Source organism: Dietzia sp. MNB45 (assembly GCF_051994785.1).
GTDB classification, from domain to species: Bacteria; Actinomycetota; Actinomycetes; order Mycobacteriales; family Mycobacteriaceae; genus Dietzia; species Dietzia kunjamensis.
This window is the reverse complement of sequence record NZ_CP163397.1, coordinates 2,637,821-2,652,779: the sequence shown is the minus strand read 5'-3', so window position 1 is coordinate 2,652,779 and position 14,959 is coordinate 2,637,821. Positions and strand designations below refer to the sequence as shown.

Annotated in this window: 12 protein-coding genes; all 12 read left to right on the top strand. The window is 69.5% G+C overall.

What is annotated here, in order from left to right:
• Window positions 1-114: 114 nt before the first annotated feature.
• Window positions 115-933, top strand: coding sequence for a TIGR03084 family metal-binding protein (locus tag AB5G72_RS12730; RefSeq protein WP_440220009.1), 819 nt, complete (start codon window positions 115-117; stop codon window positions 931-933).
• Window positions 930-2,798 carry an acyclic terpene utilization AtuA family protein gene (locus AB5G72_RS12725; RefSeq protein WP_440220008.1) on the top strand — a complete coding sequence of 623 codons (1,869 nt, stop codon included), beginning with the start codon at window positions 930-932 and terminating at the stop codon, window positions 2,796-2,798. Before AB5G72_RS12730 ends, AB5G72_RS12725 begins: the two co-directional genes overlap by 4 nt.
• Window positions 2,795-3,973, top strand: coding sequence for an acyl-CoA dehydrogenase family protein (locus AB5G72_RS12720; RefSeq protein WP_440220007.1), 1,179 nt, complete (start codon window positions 2,795-2,797; stop codon window positions 3,971-3,973). Before AB5G72_RS12725 ends, AB5G72_RS12720 begins: the two co-directional genes overlap by 4 nt.
• Window positions 3,970-5,568, top strand: a complete 1,599-nt coding sequence (locus tag AB5G72_RS12715) for an acyl-CoA carboxylase subunit beta (protein WP_120284065.1) — start codon at window positions 3,970-3,972, stop codon at window positions 5,566-5,568. The genes AB5G72_RS12720 and AB5G72_RS12715 overlap by 4 nt, the downstream gene beginning before the upstream one ends.
• A gap of 11 nt (window positions 5,569-5,579) precedes the next feature.
• Window positions 5,580-7,637 (top strand): ATP-binding protein, encoded by a 2,058-nt coding sequence (locus AB5G72_RS12710; protein WP_440220006.1) that lies wholly within the window; start codon window positions 5,580-5,582, stop codon window positions 7,635-7,637.
• 5 nt (window positions 7,638-7,642) lie between these two features.
• Window positions 7,643-8,824, top strand: a complete 1,182-nt coding sequence (locus AB5G72_RS12705) for an acyl-CoA dehydrogenase family protein (protein WP_067716704.1) — start codon at window positions 7,643-7,645, stop codon at window positions 8,822-8,824.
• Window positions 8,825-8,834: 10 nt separating this feature from the next.
• A complete protein-coding gene (locus tag AB5G72_RS12700; RefSeq protein WP_440220005.1) occupies window positions 8,835-9,638 on the top strand; it encodes an enoyl-CoA hydratase family protein in 804 nt (267 codons plus the stop codon).
• A gap of 65 nt (window positions 9,639-9,703) precedes the next feature.
• Window positions 9,704-10,837: an NDMA-dependent alcohol dehydrogenase gene (locus tag AB5G72_RS12695; protein WP_440220004.1), complete on the top strand. Its 1,134-nt coding sequence runs from the start codon at window positions 9,704-9,706 to the stop codon at window positions 10,835-10,837.
• An 11-nt stretch (window positions 10,838-10,848) separates the two neighbouring features.
• Window positions 10,849-11,499 carry a TetR/AcrR family transcriptional regulator gene (locus AB5G72_RS12690; RefSeq protein WP_120284057.1) on the top strand — a complete coding sequence of 217 codons (651 nt, stop codon included), beginning with the start codon at window positions 10,849-10,851 and terminating at the stop codon, window positions 11,497-11,499.
• Window positions 11,500-11,699: 200 nt separating this feature from the next.
• A complete protein-coding gene (gene rpsL, locus AB5G72_RS12685) occupies window positions 11,700-12,071 on the top strand; it encodes a 30S ribosomal protein S12 (protein ID WP_010541164.1) in 372 nt (123 codons plus the stop codon).
• Complete coding sequence (gene rpsG / locus AB5G72_RS12680) at window positions 12,071-12,541, top strand: 30S ribosomal protein S7 (RefSeq protein ID WP_067716696.1); 471 nt, start codon at window positions 12,071-12,073, stop codon at window positions 12,539-12,541. The genes rpsL and rpsG overlap by 1 nt, the downstream gene beginning before the upstream one ends.
• Window positions 12,542-12,736: 195 nt before the next feature.
• Window positions 12,737-14,848, top strand: a complete 2,112-nt coding sequence (gene fusA / locus AB5G72_RS12675; RefSeq protein ID WP_067716694.1) for an elongation factor G — start codon at window positions 12,737-12,739, stop codon at window positions 14,846-14,848.
• Window positions 14,849-14,959: the final 111 nt, after the last annotated feature.

Below are 14,959 nucleotides of genomic sequence, written 5' to 3'. Positions count from 1 at the left end.
TGAGGGAACGCGTGTTTGTGATGCATATCACCGTAGGCATAGGCTCGCAGAGGCCCGGCGTGAAAGCAAACAATCACGCTTGCTTTTTTTGCGGCGGGGTGTCATCGTGATCACATGACGAACCCCGAGACTTCTGTCACAGAGGACCCGCACGCGGCCCTCGCCGCGCTCAACACCCGACTCGACGAGCTCGTCGAGTCCGCGGGCGCCGACGGCTGGACCAACGACACCCCGGCCGCGGGCTGGGACATCGGCATGCAGATCGCCCACCTGGCCTGGACCGACGAGGTCTCGGTCACCGCCATCCGCGACGCGGACGCCTTCCGGTCGGTCGTCGAGAAGGCCGAGGCCGACCCGACCGGGTTCGTCGACGTCGGCGCCGCCGAGATCGCCGCCACCGGCCGCGACGAGGTCCTCGCGCGCTGGCGCCTGGCCCGCGGTGAACTCGCCGACGCCCTCAAGGCGGCGGACCCGGGGGAGAAGATCCCGTGGTTCGGGCCGCCTATGCGTCCCAGATCGATGACCACGGCGCGGATCATGGAGACCTGGGCCCACGCTGTCGATGTGGCCGACGCGCTCGGCGTCCCGGTCGACTCCGACCCGGCGTTCGTGGCAGCCCTCCCACACGTCGCCCGGTTGGGATGGAAGACCCGCGCTTTCGCGTACCTGATGAACGGCCTCGAGGCCCCGGCCTCCGAGGTGCACGTCGCGCTCACGCAGGCCGACGGCACCGTCGTCGAGTTCGGCCCGGCCGACGCCGAGCAGTGCGTCACCGGGCCGATCCTCGACTTCTGCCTGCTGGTCACCCAGCGCGTCCACCGCGGGGACACCGCTCTCGAGGCGGTCGGCGCCGAGGCCGAGGAGTGGCTGCGCATCGCCCAGGCCTTCGCCGGCCTCCCCGGCGGCGGCCGCGAGAAGGGAGCGAGGGCATGACCGGGTCCACTCCACCGGCGCCGCTCCGCGTCGGAAACATGTCCGGGTTCTACGGCGACCGCATCTCCGCGATGCGCGAGATGCTCGAGGGCGGCGAGCTCGACGTCCTCACCGGCGATTACCTGGCCGAGCTGACCATGCTCATCCTGGGCCGGGACCGGCTGAAGAGCGCCGAGCTCGGCTACGCCAAGACGTTCCTCCGCCAGCTCGAGGACTGCCTCGGGCTCGCGCTCGAGAAGAAGGTGAAGATCGTCGCCAACGCGGGCGGCCTCAATCCGGCCGGACTGGCCGACGCGATCCGGGAGCTGGGTACGCGCCTCGGACTGTCGCCGGTCGTCGCGCACGTCGAGGGCGACGATCTCATGTCCAGGGTCTCCGAGCTCGACATCCCGGCCGACGCCGGCGTCCCCGTCACCGCCAACGCCTACCTCGGTGCGTTCGGCATCGCGCGCTGCCTGGACGCGGGCGCGGACATCGTCGTCACCGGTCGCGTCACCGACGCCTCTGTCATCGTCGGGCCGGCCATCAGCCACTTCGGCTGGGGCCGCGACGACCTCGACGCGCTCGCCGGCGCCACGGCCGCCGGTCACGTCATCGAGTGCGGCACCCAGGCCACCGGCGGCAACTACGCGTTCTTCGACCGCGGCGAGATCGCCGACCTCACCCGACCAGGGTTCCCGATCGCCGAGATCTCCGCCGACGGCACTTCGATCATCACCAAGCACGCCGACACGGGCGGCGCCGTGACCGTCGGCACCGTCACCTCCCAGCTGCTGTACGAGGTCACCGGCGCGCGGTACGGCGGCCCCGACGTCGTCACCCGCCTGGACACCGCCGTGGTGGAGCAGGAGGGCACCGACCGCGTCCGCATCTCCGGAGTCCTCGGCGAGCCCGCCCCGCCCACCACGAAGGTCGCTGTGACGTGCCTCGGCGGTTTCCGCAACGCCGTGACCTTCCTCCTGACCGGCCTCGTGCCGGAAACGAAGGCGGCGGTGTTACGCGCACAGCTGTACGACGCCATGGACCGTAGTCCCGAGTCCATCGAACACCGCATGCACCGGACCGGGGGCGAGGACGCAGACACGCAGGCGGGCGCGACCTCGTTGGCAGAGGTCGTGGTGTGGGACCGTGACCCCGAGGTGGTGGGACGCGCGTTCTCCGACGCCGCCGTGGGTATCACCTTGGGTAGCTTCCCCGGCGCGACCCTCACCGCGCCGCCGGGACGCGGCACGCCCTACGGCGTGTACTTCCCCGCCTACGTCCCCCAGGCCTCCGTGCCGCACATAGCCGTGCTGCCCGACGGCACACGCGTCGATATCGAGCCCCCGTCACGGACCGAAGAGATGGGGGAGGGACACGTGTGGGACGTCACTGACGTCGACGACGAGGTGACGGCCACTCACGAGACGCAGACGCGGCGTGTTCCGCTCGGAACGGTCTTCGGCGCGCGCTCCGGCGACAAGGGGGGCGACGCCAATGTCGGTGTCTGGGCCACGACCGACACCGGCTACCGCTGGCTGCGAGAGAACCTGACGGTCGAGAACCTGCGCCGCCTGCTCCCGGAAACGGAGCACCTGCCGGTGGAGCGATACGCATTCCCCCGGATCAGAGCGGTGAACTTCGTGATAACCGGATTCCTCGGGAAAGGCGTCGCGCACGGTGCCCGGTGGGATCCGCAGGCCAAGGGGCTGGCCGAATGGCTCCGGTCGCGGCATGTCGACCTTCCTGCGGACCTCGTGAAAACGGCACCGAGAGAGGGCGAGCCGGGGGACGGAACGGGGCCTGACTACGCCTGGGCGATGTACCCACCCGGAACCCCCCTGCCGAGCCCGCCCGCCGTGCCGACCCACGAGGAGGACGTATGACCATCCCACCGCACGTCCCCGGGGACCCCTGGTACACCGACGAACGTCTCGCCCTGCGCGAGACCACGACCCGCTTCGCCGAGCGTGAGATCCTGCTGCATCAGGATGAGTGGGAGGCCGCTGGAGCGATCCCCCGCGACCTGCACCGCGCGGCCGGCGAGCTGGGCCTGCTCGGGGTCTCCTTCCCCGAGGAGGTGGGCGGTGGTGGCGGCGACGCAATCGACTCCCTCGTGGTGTGCGAGGCGCTCCACGAGGCTGGCGTCTCCGGTGGCGTGTTCGCCTCCCTGTTCACCTGCGGCATCGCGGTGCCGCACCTGGCCCAGTCCGGACGGCCCGACCAGATCGAACGGTGGGTGACGCCCACGCTGGCCGGCGAGCTGATCGGCTCCCTGGCCATCACCGAGCCCGGCGGCGGCTCCGACGTCGGCCACCTCACCACCACCGCGCGACGGGAGGGTGACGACTATGTCGTCAACGGCGCCAAGACCTACATCACCTCCGCCACGCGTGCCGACTTCGTCGTCACCGCCGTCCGCACCGGAGGCGAGGAACTCGCGGGCGCCGCCGGGGTGAGCCTGCTGGTGATCCCGACGGACACCCCGGGATTCCACGTCTCGGCGCCGCTCGACAAGCTCGGCTGGCGCGCCTCGGACACCGCCGAACTCACGTTCACCGACTGCCGCGTACCGGTGGCCAATCTCGTGGGCGCGGAGAACGACGGCTTCGCCCAGATCGCGATCGGCTTCGTCAGTGAGCGCGCGGCCCTGGCCTGCCAGGGATACTCGCAGGCGCAGCGGTGCCTCGACCTGACCCTGGACTGGGTCCGCGAGCGGGAGACCTTCGGTCGACCGCTGCTGTCCCGGCAGGCCGTGCAGAACACCGTCACCGAGATGGCCCGCCGCATCGACCTCGCCCGCACCTACACCCACCACTGCGTGAACCTCGCGGTCTCGGGTCACGACGCCGTGGCCGAGGTCTGCTTCGCCAAGAACACCGCCGTCGAGTGCGCCGAATGGGTCGCGGGCCAGGCGGTGCAGCTCTTCGGAGGACTCGGATTCATGTCCGAGTCCGAGGTGAGCCGCCAGTACCGCGATGTCCGACTCCTCGGCATCGGCGGAGGCACCACCGAAATCCTCACCACCCTCGCCGGACGACGTTTGGGGTACACGGCATGACAATCCTCCGTTCCACACTGGACACCACCAGCGCCGAGTTCGGCGCCGCGAGGCAGGCCATGGAGGGCAAGCTCGACCAGCTCGCCACCGACCTCGAACCCGCGCTGGCCGGCGGTGGCGAGCGCAAGGTCGCCCGCCACCGCGAGCGCGGCAAGTTCACCGCCCGCGAGCGGATCGACATGATCCTCGACCGGGAGTCCCCGTTCCTCGAACTGTGCGCGCTCGCGGCGTGGGGCTCCGACTTCCAGACCGGCGCCTCCGTGGTGGCCGGGATCGGCGTGGTCGAGGGCGTCGAGTGCCTCCTCATCGCCAACGACCCCACGGTCAAGGGCGGCACGTCCAACCCCTGGACGCTGCGCAAGATCCTCCGCCTCAACGACGTCGCGCAGAAGAACCGACTCCCGGTCATCAGCCTCGTCGAGTCCGGCGGCGCCGACCTGCCCACGCAGAAAGAGGTGTTCGTCCCCGGTGGCGCCCTCTTCCGCGACCTCACGCGACTGTCCAAGGCCGGCATCCCCACCATCGCCGTGGTCTACGGCAACTCCACCGCCGGCGGCGCGTACGTGCCGGGCATGAGCGACCACGTCGTGATGATCGAGGAGCGCTCCAAGGTCTTCCTCGCCGGCCCGCCGCTGGTCAAAGCCGCGACCGGTGAGATCGCCGACGAGGAGACCCTCGGTGGCGCCGAGATGCACGCCCGCGTCTCCGGTCTCGCGGACCACTTCGCCCACGATGAGGCCGACGCCGCCCGCATCACGCGGGGCATCGTGCGCCGGCTCAACTGGTCCAAGCAGGGACGCACCCCGCGCGCGGAGGTCATCGAGCCGCTCTACAGCGGCGAGGACCTGCTCGGGATCGTCCCCGAGGACCTCAAGATCCCGTTCGACCCGCGTGAGATCATCGCCCGGGTCGTGGACGGCAGTGACTTCGACGAGTTCAAGCCGATGTACGGCGCGAGTCTCGTGACCGGCTGGGCGGAGATCCACGGCTACCCGGTGGGCATCATCGCCAACGCCCGCGGCGTCCTGTTCAGCGAGGAGGCCCAGAAGGCCACCCAGTTCATCGAGCTGGCCAACCGCTACGACACCCCGCTGCTGTTCATGCACAACACCACCGGGTACATGGTCGGCTCCGAGTACGAGCGCGGCGGCATCATCAAGCACGGCGCGATGATGATCAACGCGGTCTCCAACTCCGAGGTGCCGCACCTGTCACTCATCACGGCCGCCTCGTACGGCGCCGGCCACTACGGCATGTGCGGCCGCGCGTTCGATCCGCGGTTCCTCTACACCTGGCCCAGCGCCAAGTCCGCGGTCATGGGCGGGCAGCAGCTCGCCGACGTGGTCACCTCCGTCGCCGCGGCCGCGTCCGCCGCCCGTGGTCAGGAGATGGACCAGGAGACCATCGACGGTCTCAAGACCGCGATCGCCGACCAGATCGAGAAGGAGTCTCTGCCGGCGTTCCTGTCCGGGATGCTCTACGACGACGGCGTCATCGACCCCCGCGACACCCGGACGGTGCTGGGCCTCAGCCTGTCCGCGATCCACTCCGGAGAAGTCGCCGGAACCGACCGCTTCGGCGTCTTCCGGATGTGAGGAACGAAACCATGCAGAATTCACCGACCCCGACTCCAATCACGTCAGTCCTGGTGGCCAACCGCGGCGAGATCGCCCGACGCGTCCACCGCACCGCCCGCGCACTCGGCATGACCACGGTCGCCGTGTTCTCCGACGCCGATGCCGAGGCGCCCCACACCCGTGAGGCCGACGCCGCAGTCCGCCTCCCCGGGAACACCCCGGCCGAGACCTACCTGCGCGGTGACCTGGTCATCGCCGCCGCCAAGGCGGCCGGCGCCGACGCGATCCACCCGGGATACGGCTTCCTGTCCGAGAACGCCGGGTTCGCCCGCGACGTGATCGACGCCGGCCTGATCTGGGTCGGCCCGCCGGTCGCCGCCATCGAGGCCATGGGTTCCAAGATCGAGGCCAAGAAGATGATGGGCGAGGCCGGCGTGCCGATGCTCAGCGACCTCGAGCCCGCCGACGTCACCGAGGACATGCTCCCGGTGCTGGTCAAGGCCTCCGCCGGTGGCGGCGGTCGCGGCATGCGGATCGTCCGCACCCTCGACTCCCTGCACGATGAGATCGTAGGCGCGCAGCGCGAGGCCAAGTCCGCGTTCGGCGACGACGCCGTGTTCTGCGAGCGCTACCTCGAGCGTGGCCGCCACATCGAGGTCCAGATCGTGGCCGACTCGAACGGCACCGTCTGGGCGGTGGGGGAGCGCGAGTGCTCCATCCAGCGCCGCCACCAGAAGGTCATCGAGGAGGCCCCCAGTCCCCTCGTCGAGCGGACCCCGGGGATGCGGGAGGCGCTCTACACCGCGGCCCGCGACGCCGCCTCCGCGATCGGGTACACCGGCGCCGGAACGGTCGAGTTCCTCGCCACCGACGACGGCGAGTTCTTCTTCCTCGAGATGAACACCCGCCTCCAGGTGGAGCACCCGGTCACCGAGGCCACCACCGGTCTCGACCTGGTCGCCCTGCAACTCGACGTGGCCGCCGGACTGCCGCTGCCGTCCGCCGAGCCGCCGGCCGCCCACGGTTGGTCGCTGGAGGCCCGCCTGTACGCCGAGGACCCGGCGAACGACTACACGCCTGGGTCGGGGACCCTCTGGGCGCTCGACGTCCCCGGGGTCTCCTCGAGCTTCGAAGGGCCCCACCGCCCGGGCATCCGGGTGGACAGCGGTGTCGAGCCGGGCCCCGACGGCGCCCTCATCGGCGTCCACTACGACCCGATGCTCGCCAAGGTCATCTCTTACGGCCGCACCCGCGCGGAGGCCTGCGCCTCGCTCGCCGGCGCCCTGGCCCGGGCACAGGTCCACGGGCTGACCACCAACCGGGCCCAGCTCGTCCGCGTGCTGCGGCACCCGGAGTTCATCGCCGGGAACCTGTCGACGGCGTTCCTCGACGACCACGGTGCCGAGTCGCTCGCCGCGCCGCTCGCGGACGACGAGGCCGTCGCCATCTCGGCGCTGGCCGCGGCAGTGGTCTCCGGCACCGCCGACCACCTCGCCGGACCGGTGGCACTGGCCCAGGCCGGGTTCCGCAACGTCGGACGCACCCTGCAGAAGCGGACGTTCCGTCACGGCGAGGACGAGCTCGAGGTGGCCTACATTCGCGAGCGCTCCGGCGCCCGCCCCGACGGGGACCTGGCCGATGTCGTCACCGTCGAGGAGGTGGGCCCCGACTCCGCCGTGCTCGAGGTCAGGGGAGTGCGCCGCGTCTTCACCGTGGCCCGCTACGAGACCCCGGGCGCGGACACCGTGGTCGAGGTCGACTCGCCGCTCGGCCCCGTCTCGCTCATCGAGCCGCCCCGCTACACGGATCCCGCCGCAGAGGTCGCCGCCGGATCGCTGCTCGCGCCCATGCCCGGTGCGGTCATCCGCGTCGCGGTCTCCGTCGGTGACACCGTCACCGCCGGCCAGCCGCTGCTGTGGATGGAGGCCATGAAGATGGAACACACCATCTCAGCCGCCGTCGACGGCATCGTCACCGAGCTCCCCGTGGAGGTCGGCACACAGGTCGAGTCGGGGACGATCCTCGCCGTCGTCTCCGATTCCGACACCGACACCGACAGCACCGACACCACCAGCGTCCAGGAGTGACCACGATGACCGACATCTCACAGATCCCCAACCCCGTCATCGACACGGAGGAGCAGACGGCGCTGCGCAAGGTCGCGTTCGACCTGGGCTCGCGCTACGGCATCGAGTACATGCGGTCCAAGTCCGACGCCGGGGAGACCACCGACGAGCTGTGGAAGGAAGCGGGCCAGCTGGGACTGCTGGGCGTGAACCTGCCCGAGGAGTACGGCGGCGGCGGGGCCGGGATGACCGAGCTCGCGATCGTGGAGGAGGAACTCTCCGCCGCGGGCGCCGGCCTGCTCATGATGGTCGTCTCGCCGGCCATCAACGGCACGATCATCTCGCGATTCGGCACCGAGGAGCAGAAGAAGCGGTGGCTGCCGGGCATCGCCTCCGGTGAGACCATCACCTCTTTCGCGATCACCGAGCCCGACGCCGGGTCCAACTCGCACGCCATCACCACCACGGCGCGGCGCGACGGCTCCGACTTCCTGCTCAGTGGGCAGAAGACGTATATCTCCGGTGTCGACCAGGCCGATGCGATCCTCGTCGTCGCACGTCTCGAGGGCGCCACCAGCGGCAAGCTCCAGCCGGCCCTGTTCATGGTCCCCACCGACGCCCCGGGCCTCGCCAAGACGCACATCCCCACCGAGGTGCGGACCCCCGAGCGGCAGTTCCAGTTGTACTTCGACGACGTCCGGCTGCCTGCCGAGGCGCTCATCGGCGACGGCGACACGGCGCTGCTCATGCTGTTCGCCGGCCTCAACCCCGAGCGCATCATGGCCTCGGGCATGGCCGTGGGCACCGCCCGCTTCGCCATGGACCGGGCGACAAAGTACGCCAACGAGCGGCAGGTGTGGAAGACCCCGATCGGCGCCCACCAGGGCGTGTCACACCCGCTGGCGCAGTGCAAGATCGAACTCGAGCTGGCGCGGTTGATGATGCGCAAGGCCGCGGCCCTCGTGGACGCCGGCAGGGACGACCTGGCCGGCGAGGCCGCCAACATGGCGAAGTACGCCTCCGGTGAGGTCTCGGCCCGCACAGTGGACCAGGCCATCCAGACGCTCGGTGGCAACGGGCTGTCGGTCGAGTACGGACTGGCCGGAATGCTCGCCGCGTCGCGTCTGCCCCGCATCGCCCCGGTCAGCCGGGAGATGATCCTCAACTACGTGGCCCAGCACTCGCTCGGGCTGCCGAAGAGCTACTGAGGTGGCCGCGGTGAGTGATCAGACGGTAGGCGACCAGACCCTGGTGCACTACGAGGTCCGCAGAGGTGCCGCGCACCTCACCCTGGACTCGCAGCACAACCGCAACGCCATCTCGACCGCCCTGGTCGAGCAGCTCCATGCGGCGCTCGACCGGGCCGCCGGGGACGACGCCGCCCGCGTCGTCGTCCTCGGGCACGCCGGCGGCACGTTCTGCGCCGGGGCGGATCTGTCGGAGGCCTCCGCCACCCAGGGGAGCCCCGAGGAGCAGGCCGCCGAGCGGACCCGGATCTTCCTGGGCCTGCTCCGGGCGATCCTCTCCCACCCGAAGCCGGTGATCGCCGCGGTCGACGGCCATGTGCGCGCGGGCGGAATGGGCCTGGTGTCGGCGTGCGATTTCGCGATCGCCGGCCCGGCCTCGTCCTTCGCGCTGACCGAGGTGCGCCTCGGGCTGGCGGCGGCGATGATCTCCGTGCCGCTGGCCGCGCGCGTGGGTTCGAGGGACCTCGCGCGAGCCCTGCTGACGGGGGAGAAGTTCGACTCCGCGCACGCGCTGCGGATCGGGCTGCTCTCCGAGGCGGTCGAGGACGTCCGCGGCGCGGTCGACGAGCTCGTGGCCGCGTTCCGGCCCTGCTCACCCCAGGGACTCAGGGAGAACAAGGCGCTGCTCGCAGCGCCTGTGCTCGCCGAACTCGACGCGCGCGGAGAGGAGCTGGCGGGGGTCACCGCCCGCCTGTTCACCACCCCCGAGGTCGCCGAGGGGATGACCGCGTTCCTGGAACGCAGACAGCCCTCCTGGGCGACCGCCACCGAGTAGCGTGTGATGTGGCACTGGTCACGTGACCAGTGCCACATCACCCCCTTCGCACGAGGAGCACGCGCATGCGCACCAAGGCCGCCATCATCAGGGAGCCCAAGCAGGACGGCTGGGAGGTCGTCGAGATCGATCTGGGCGATCCCCGGGTCGGTGAGGTCCAGGTCAAGCTGGCCGCCTCCGGCCTCTGCCACTCGGACGAGCACCTGCTCACCGGTGACCTGCAGTTCGAGACCTACCCCATCATCGGCGGGCACGAGGGTGCCGGTGTCGTCACCAAGGTCGGGGAGGGCGTCACCGGAATCGAGGAGGGTGACCACGTCGTCCTGGCGTTCATCCCCGCCTGCGGCACCTGCCCGCCCTGCGCGGAGGGGCTCCAGAACCTCTGTGACAACGGTGCCGGCCTGCTGACCGGCCGCGCGATCAGCGACGACACCTACCGGGTCCACACCGCCGCAGGTGAGCCGGTCGCCTCGATGTGTGTCCTCGGGACGTTCTCGCCGTACGTGACCGTCCACCAGTCCTCCGTCGTCAAGATCGAGAAGGACATCCCGCTCGACAAGGCGGCCCTGCTGGGCTGCGGCGTCGCCACGGGCTGGGGATCGGCGACCGAGATCGGCGGCGCCAAGGAGGGCGACGTCGTCGTCGTCGTGGGCATCGGCGGGATCGGTATCAACTCGGTCCAGGGCGCCGCAGCCGCAGGAGCGCGCGCGATCGTCGCCGTCGACCCGGTCGAGTTCAAGCGCGAGAAGGCCATGGAGTTCGGGGCCACCCACACCTGCGCATCCATGGACGAGGCGATGGCACTGGTCGGGGAGATCAGCTGGGGTCGGATGGCCGATCTGGTCATCCTCACCATGGGCGTCGTCAACGGTAACGATCTCCTGCCCGGTCTCACCTTGACGGGCAAGGGGCGGCGGTGTGTGGTCGTGGGGCTCGGGGACATGATGGCCGTCGACGCCCAGATCTCCATCCTCGACCTGGCGATGCAGCAGAAGACCCTCCAGGGCGCCATCTTCGGGGGCACCGGCCCGCGCAAGCAGATCCCGCACCTGCTCCACCAGTACCGCGCCGGGAACCTCAAGCTCGACGAGCTCGTCACCAAGACGTACCGCCTCGAGGAGATCAATCAGGGGTACCAGGACATGCGCGACGGCAACAACATCCGCGGAGTGATCATCTACGACGAGCAGGACTGGTAACAGGAGGACACATGACGGCACCCGAGCAGCGCGCCCCCAAGCAGGACAGAAGCCGTATCACGCGGGAGCGTCTGCTCGGTGCCTCGATCGACCTCCTCGCGACGCAGGGCTGGGCGGCGACCACCGTGGGTGCGGTGGCCGCCGCCGCCGGCGTCTCACGGGGCGCCGCCCAGCACCACTTCCCGACGCGCGAGGACCTCATCACCGCCGCGCTCGGGCACATGATCGAACAGCGACTCGAGGACGTCCGGAGCGTGGGTCTCGACCTGCCCGAGCCCGGACCCGAGCGGACGGTCGCCGTGGTCCGGCTCATAGTCGGGCACTACACGTCCGACCTGTTCAAGGCCGCGCTCCACGTCTGGACCGCGGCGGCCTCCGATCCCGCCCTCAGGGACCGCGTGCTCCCGCTCGAGAACCACATGTCGCGTGAGGTCCTGTCCATCGCCGCCGCCGCCCTGGGGCGCGACCCAGGTGACGTCCGGATCCGGCGCGCACTCCAGACCACCCTGGACCTCGCCCGGGGCCTGGGGCTCGCGGACGTCCTGTCCGACGACTCGGCGCGGCGTGACAAGATCGTGCGATTCTGGGCCCACACGTTGGACATGGTCCTCGACGAGGCCGGCGCGCCGCCCGCGCGCGACGCCGCGAACGGCCCATTTTGACCACTGCATCCCCCGGCGGTTAGGCTTGACCATCGTGCTCGCAGTACGCGAGCTGGAGGATCGTGCCCGGTAGGCCAGCGAGAGCGGCTGACGTGGTCGGCTGTGCGCGGCGACAGGCGCGCGAGAGTCCGGATACGAACAACGTCCCAGTGACCGGTGGTCGCCCCCAGTGGAGGCCGCCAGCTAGAGAAAGTCGGTTCATGCCAACCATCAACCAGCTGGTCCGCAAGGGCCGCCAGGACAAGAAGTCGGCGACGTCGACGGCTGCCCTCAAGGGTTCGCCTCAGCGTCGCGGCGTGTGCACCCGCGTGTACACCACGACCCCCAAGAAGCCGAACTCCGCGCTCCGTAAGGTCGCCCGTGTGCGCCTGACCACCGGTATCGAGGTCTCCGCCTACATCCCCGGTGAGGGCCACAACCTGCAGGAGCACTCCATGGTGCTCGTGCGTGGCGGTCGTGTGAAGGACCTCCCGGGTGTGCGCTACAAGATCATCCGCGGCTCGCTCGACACCCAGGGTGTGAAGGACCGCAAGCAGGCCCGCTCCCGCTACGGCGCCAAGAAGGAGAAGTAATGCCTCGTAAGGGTCCCGCCCCCAAGCGCCAGCTGATCAACGACCCGGTCTACGGGTCGCCGCTGGTCACCCAGCTCGTGAACAAGATCCTCCTCGACGGCAAGAAGACGACCGCCGAGCGCATCGTCTACTCCGCGCTGGAGATCTGCCGCGAGAAGACCGGAACCGATCCGGTCATCACCCTCAAGAAGGCGCTCGACAACGTCAAGCCGGCTCTCGAGGTCCGCTCCCGTCGTGTCGGCGGCGCCACCTACCAGGTGCCCGTCGAGGTCCGCCCCGGTCGTTCGACGACCCTGGCGATGCGCTGGCTGGTGACGTTCTCCCGGCAGCGTCGTGAGAACACGATGGTCGAGCGTCTGGCCAACGAGATCCTGGACGCCTCCAACGGTCTGGGTGCCGCGGTCAAGCGCCGCGAGGACACCCACAAGATGGCCGAGGCAAACCGGGCGTTCGCTCACTACCGCTGGTGACGCGTCGGGACCCGGGCCGGGGCGTGGGTATCCACGTCCCCCCGGCCAGGGTCCCGTTGTCACCCGCCGGGTGGCATCATTGATCAAGGCCCGTACCTCACGCCCCGCGTGCAGGTACCGGCAGCACTACCGACCCGGTTCGGACGGTCGACAGCGACCGCACGGGCCACCGACGACTCACATTCGGGAGAATCCGTGGCACAGGACGTGCTGACCGACCTCAACAAGGTCCGCAACATCGGCATCATGGCGCACATCGACGCCGGTAAGACCACCGTCACCGAGCGCATCCTGTTCTACACGGGTGTCAACCGCAAGGCAGGCGAGACGCACGACGGTGCGTCGACCACCGACTGGATGGAGCAGGAGAAAGAGCGCGGCATCACGATCACGTCCGCCGCCGTCACCTGTTTCTGGTCCAACAACCAGATCAACATCATCGACACCCCGGGCCACGTCGACTTCACCGTCGAGGTGGAGCGGTCCCTGCGCGTCCTGGACGGCGCCGTCGCCGTCTTCGACGGCAAGGAGGGCGTCGAGCCCCAGTCCGAGCAGGTCTGGCGTCAGGCCGAGAAGTACGACGTGCCCCGCATCTGCTTCGTCAACAAGATGGACAAGATGGGCGCGGACTTCTTCTACACGGTCCAGACCATCGTCGACCGTCTCGGCGCGAAGCCGCTGGTCCTGCAGCTCCCGATCGGCGCCGAGGACGAGTTCGACGGTGTCGTCGACCTCGTCGAGATGAAGGCGCTCGTCTGGCCAGGCAAGACCGACATCGGCACCGAGGCGCAGGTGCAGGACATCCCGGCCGACCTGCAGGAGAAGGCCGAGGAGTACCGCGAGAAGCTCCTCGAGACCGTCGCCGAGAGCGACGAGGCGCTGATGGAGAAGTACTTCGGTGGCGAGGAGCTGACGAAGGACGAGATCCAGGCGGCGATCCGCAAGATGGTCGTCAACGCCGAGATCTACCCGGTGCTGTGTGGTTCGGCGTACAAGAACAAGGGCATCCAGCCGCTGCTCGACGCCGTCATCGCCTACCTCCCCAACCCGCTGGACGTCGGCGAGGTCCACGGCCACAAGGTCGGGGACGAGGAGACGGAGATCCTCCGCAAGCCGTCCAAGGACGAGCCGTTCGCGGCGCTCGCGTTCAAGATCGCCGTGCACCCGTTCTTCGGTGAGCTGACCTTCGTCCGTGTCTACTCGGGCCGCATCGACCCGAGCACCCAGGTGCAGAACGCGACCAAGGGGAAGAAGGAGCGCGTCGGCAAGCTCTTCCAGATGCACGCCAACAAGGAGATGCCCGTGGAGGAGGCCGTCGCCGGCCACATCTACGCGTTCATCGGGCTGAAGGACACCACGACGGGTGACACACTGTGTGACCTGAACAACCAGGTCATCCTCGAGTCCATGACCTTCCCGGACCCGGTCATCGACGTCTCCATCGAGCCCAAGACCAAGGCCGACCAGGAGAAGCTCGGCACGGCCATCCAGAAGCTGGCCCGTGAGGATCCGACGTTCTCCGTGCGGCTGGACGAGGAGACCGGACAGACCGTCATCGGCGGAATGGGCGAGCTCCACCTGGACGTGCTCGTCGACCGGATGAAGCGCGAGTTCAAGGTCGAGGCCAACGTCGGCAAGCCGCAGGTCGCGTACCGCGAGACCATCAAGGGCTCGATCGACAAGTTCGACTACACCCACAAGAAGCAGACCGGTGGTTCCGGTCAGTTCGCGAAGGTGCAGATCGCGCTCGGCCCGCTGGACCAGGAGGCCGTCGAAGCCGGCGAGACCTACGAGTTCAGCGACAAGGTCACCGGTGGCCGCGTGCCCAAGGAGTACATCCCCTCCGTGGACGCCGGCATCAAGGACGCCATGCAGTACGGCATCCTCGCCGGCTACCCGATGGTCAACGTCAAGGCGACGCTCGTCGACGGCGCGTACCACGAGGTCGACTCGTCCGAGATGGCGTTCAAGGTCGCGGGCTCCATGGCCTTCAAGGAGGCCGCCCGTAAGTGCCAGCCCGTGATCCTGGAGCCGCTGATGGCCGTGGAGGTCGTCACGCCCGAGGACTACATGGGTGACGTCATCGGCGACATCAACTCCCGCCGCGGCCAGATCCAGGCGATGGAGGAGCGCTCCGGCGCCCGCGTCGTCAAGGCCCACGTGCCGCTGTCCGAGATGTTCGGCTACGTCGGCGACCTCCGGTCGAAGACGCAGGGCCGGGCCAACTACTCGATGGTCTTCTCCCACTACGCCGAGGTTCCGGCGGGCGTGGCCAAGGAGATCATCGCCAAGGCGACCGGCGAGTAACCGGTACTGGTCCCGCTCCGCCGTCAGGCGGGGTGGGGCCGATGCCGGCGGCGCACGGTCGAACCTCCGGGTGGCCGCCGGTTCGTGCTCAACACGGCACGATGAGTAAGA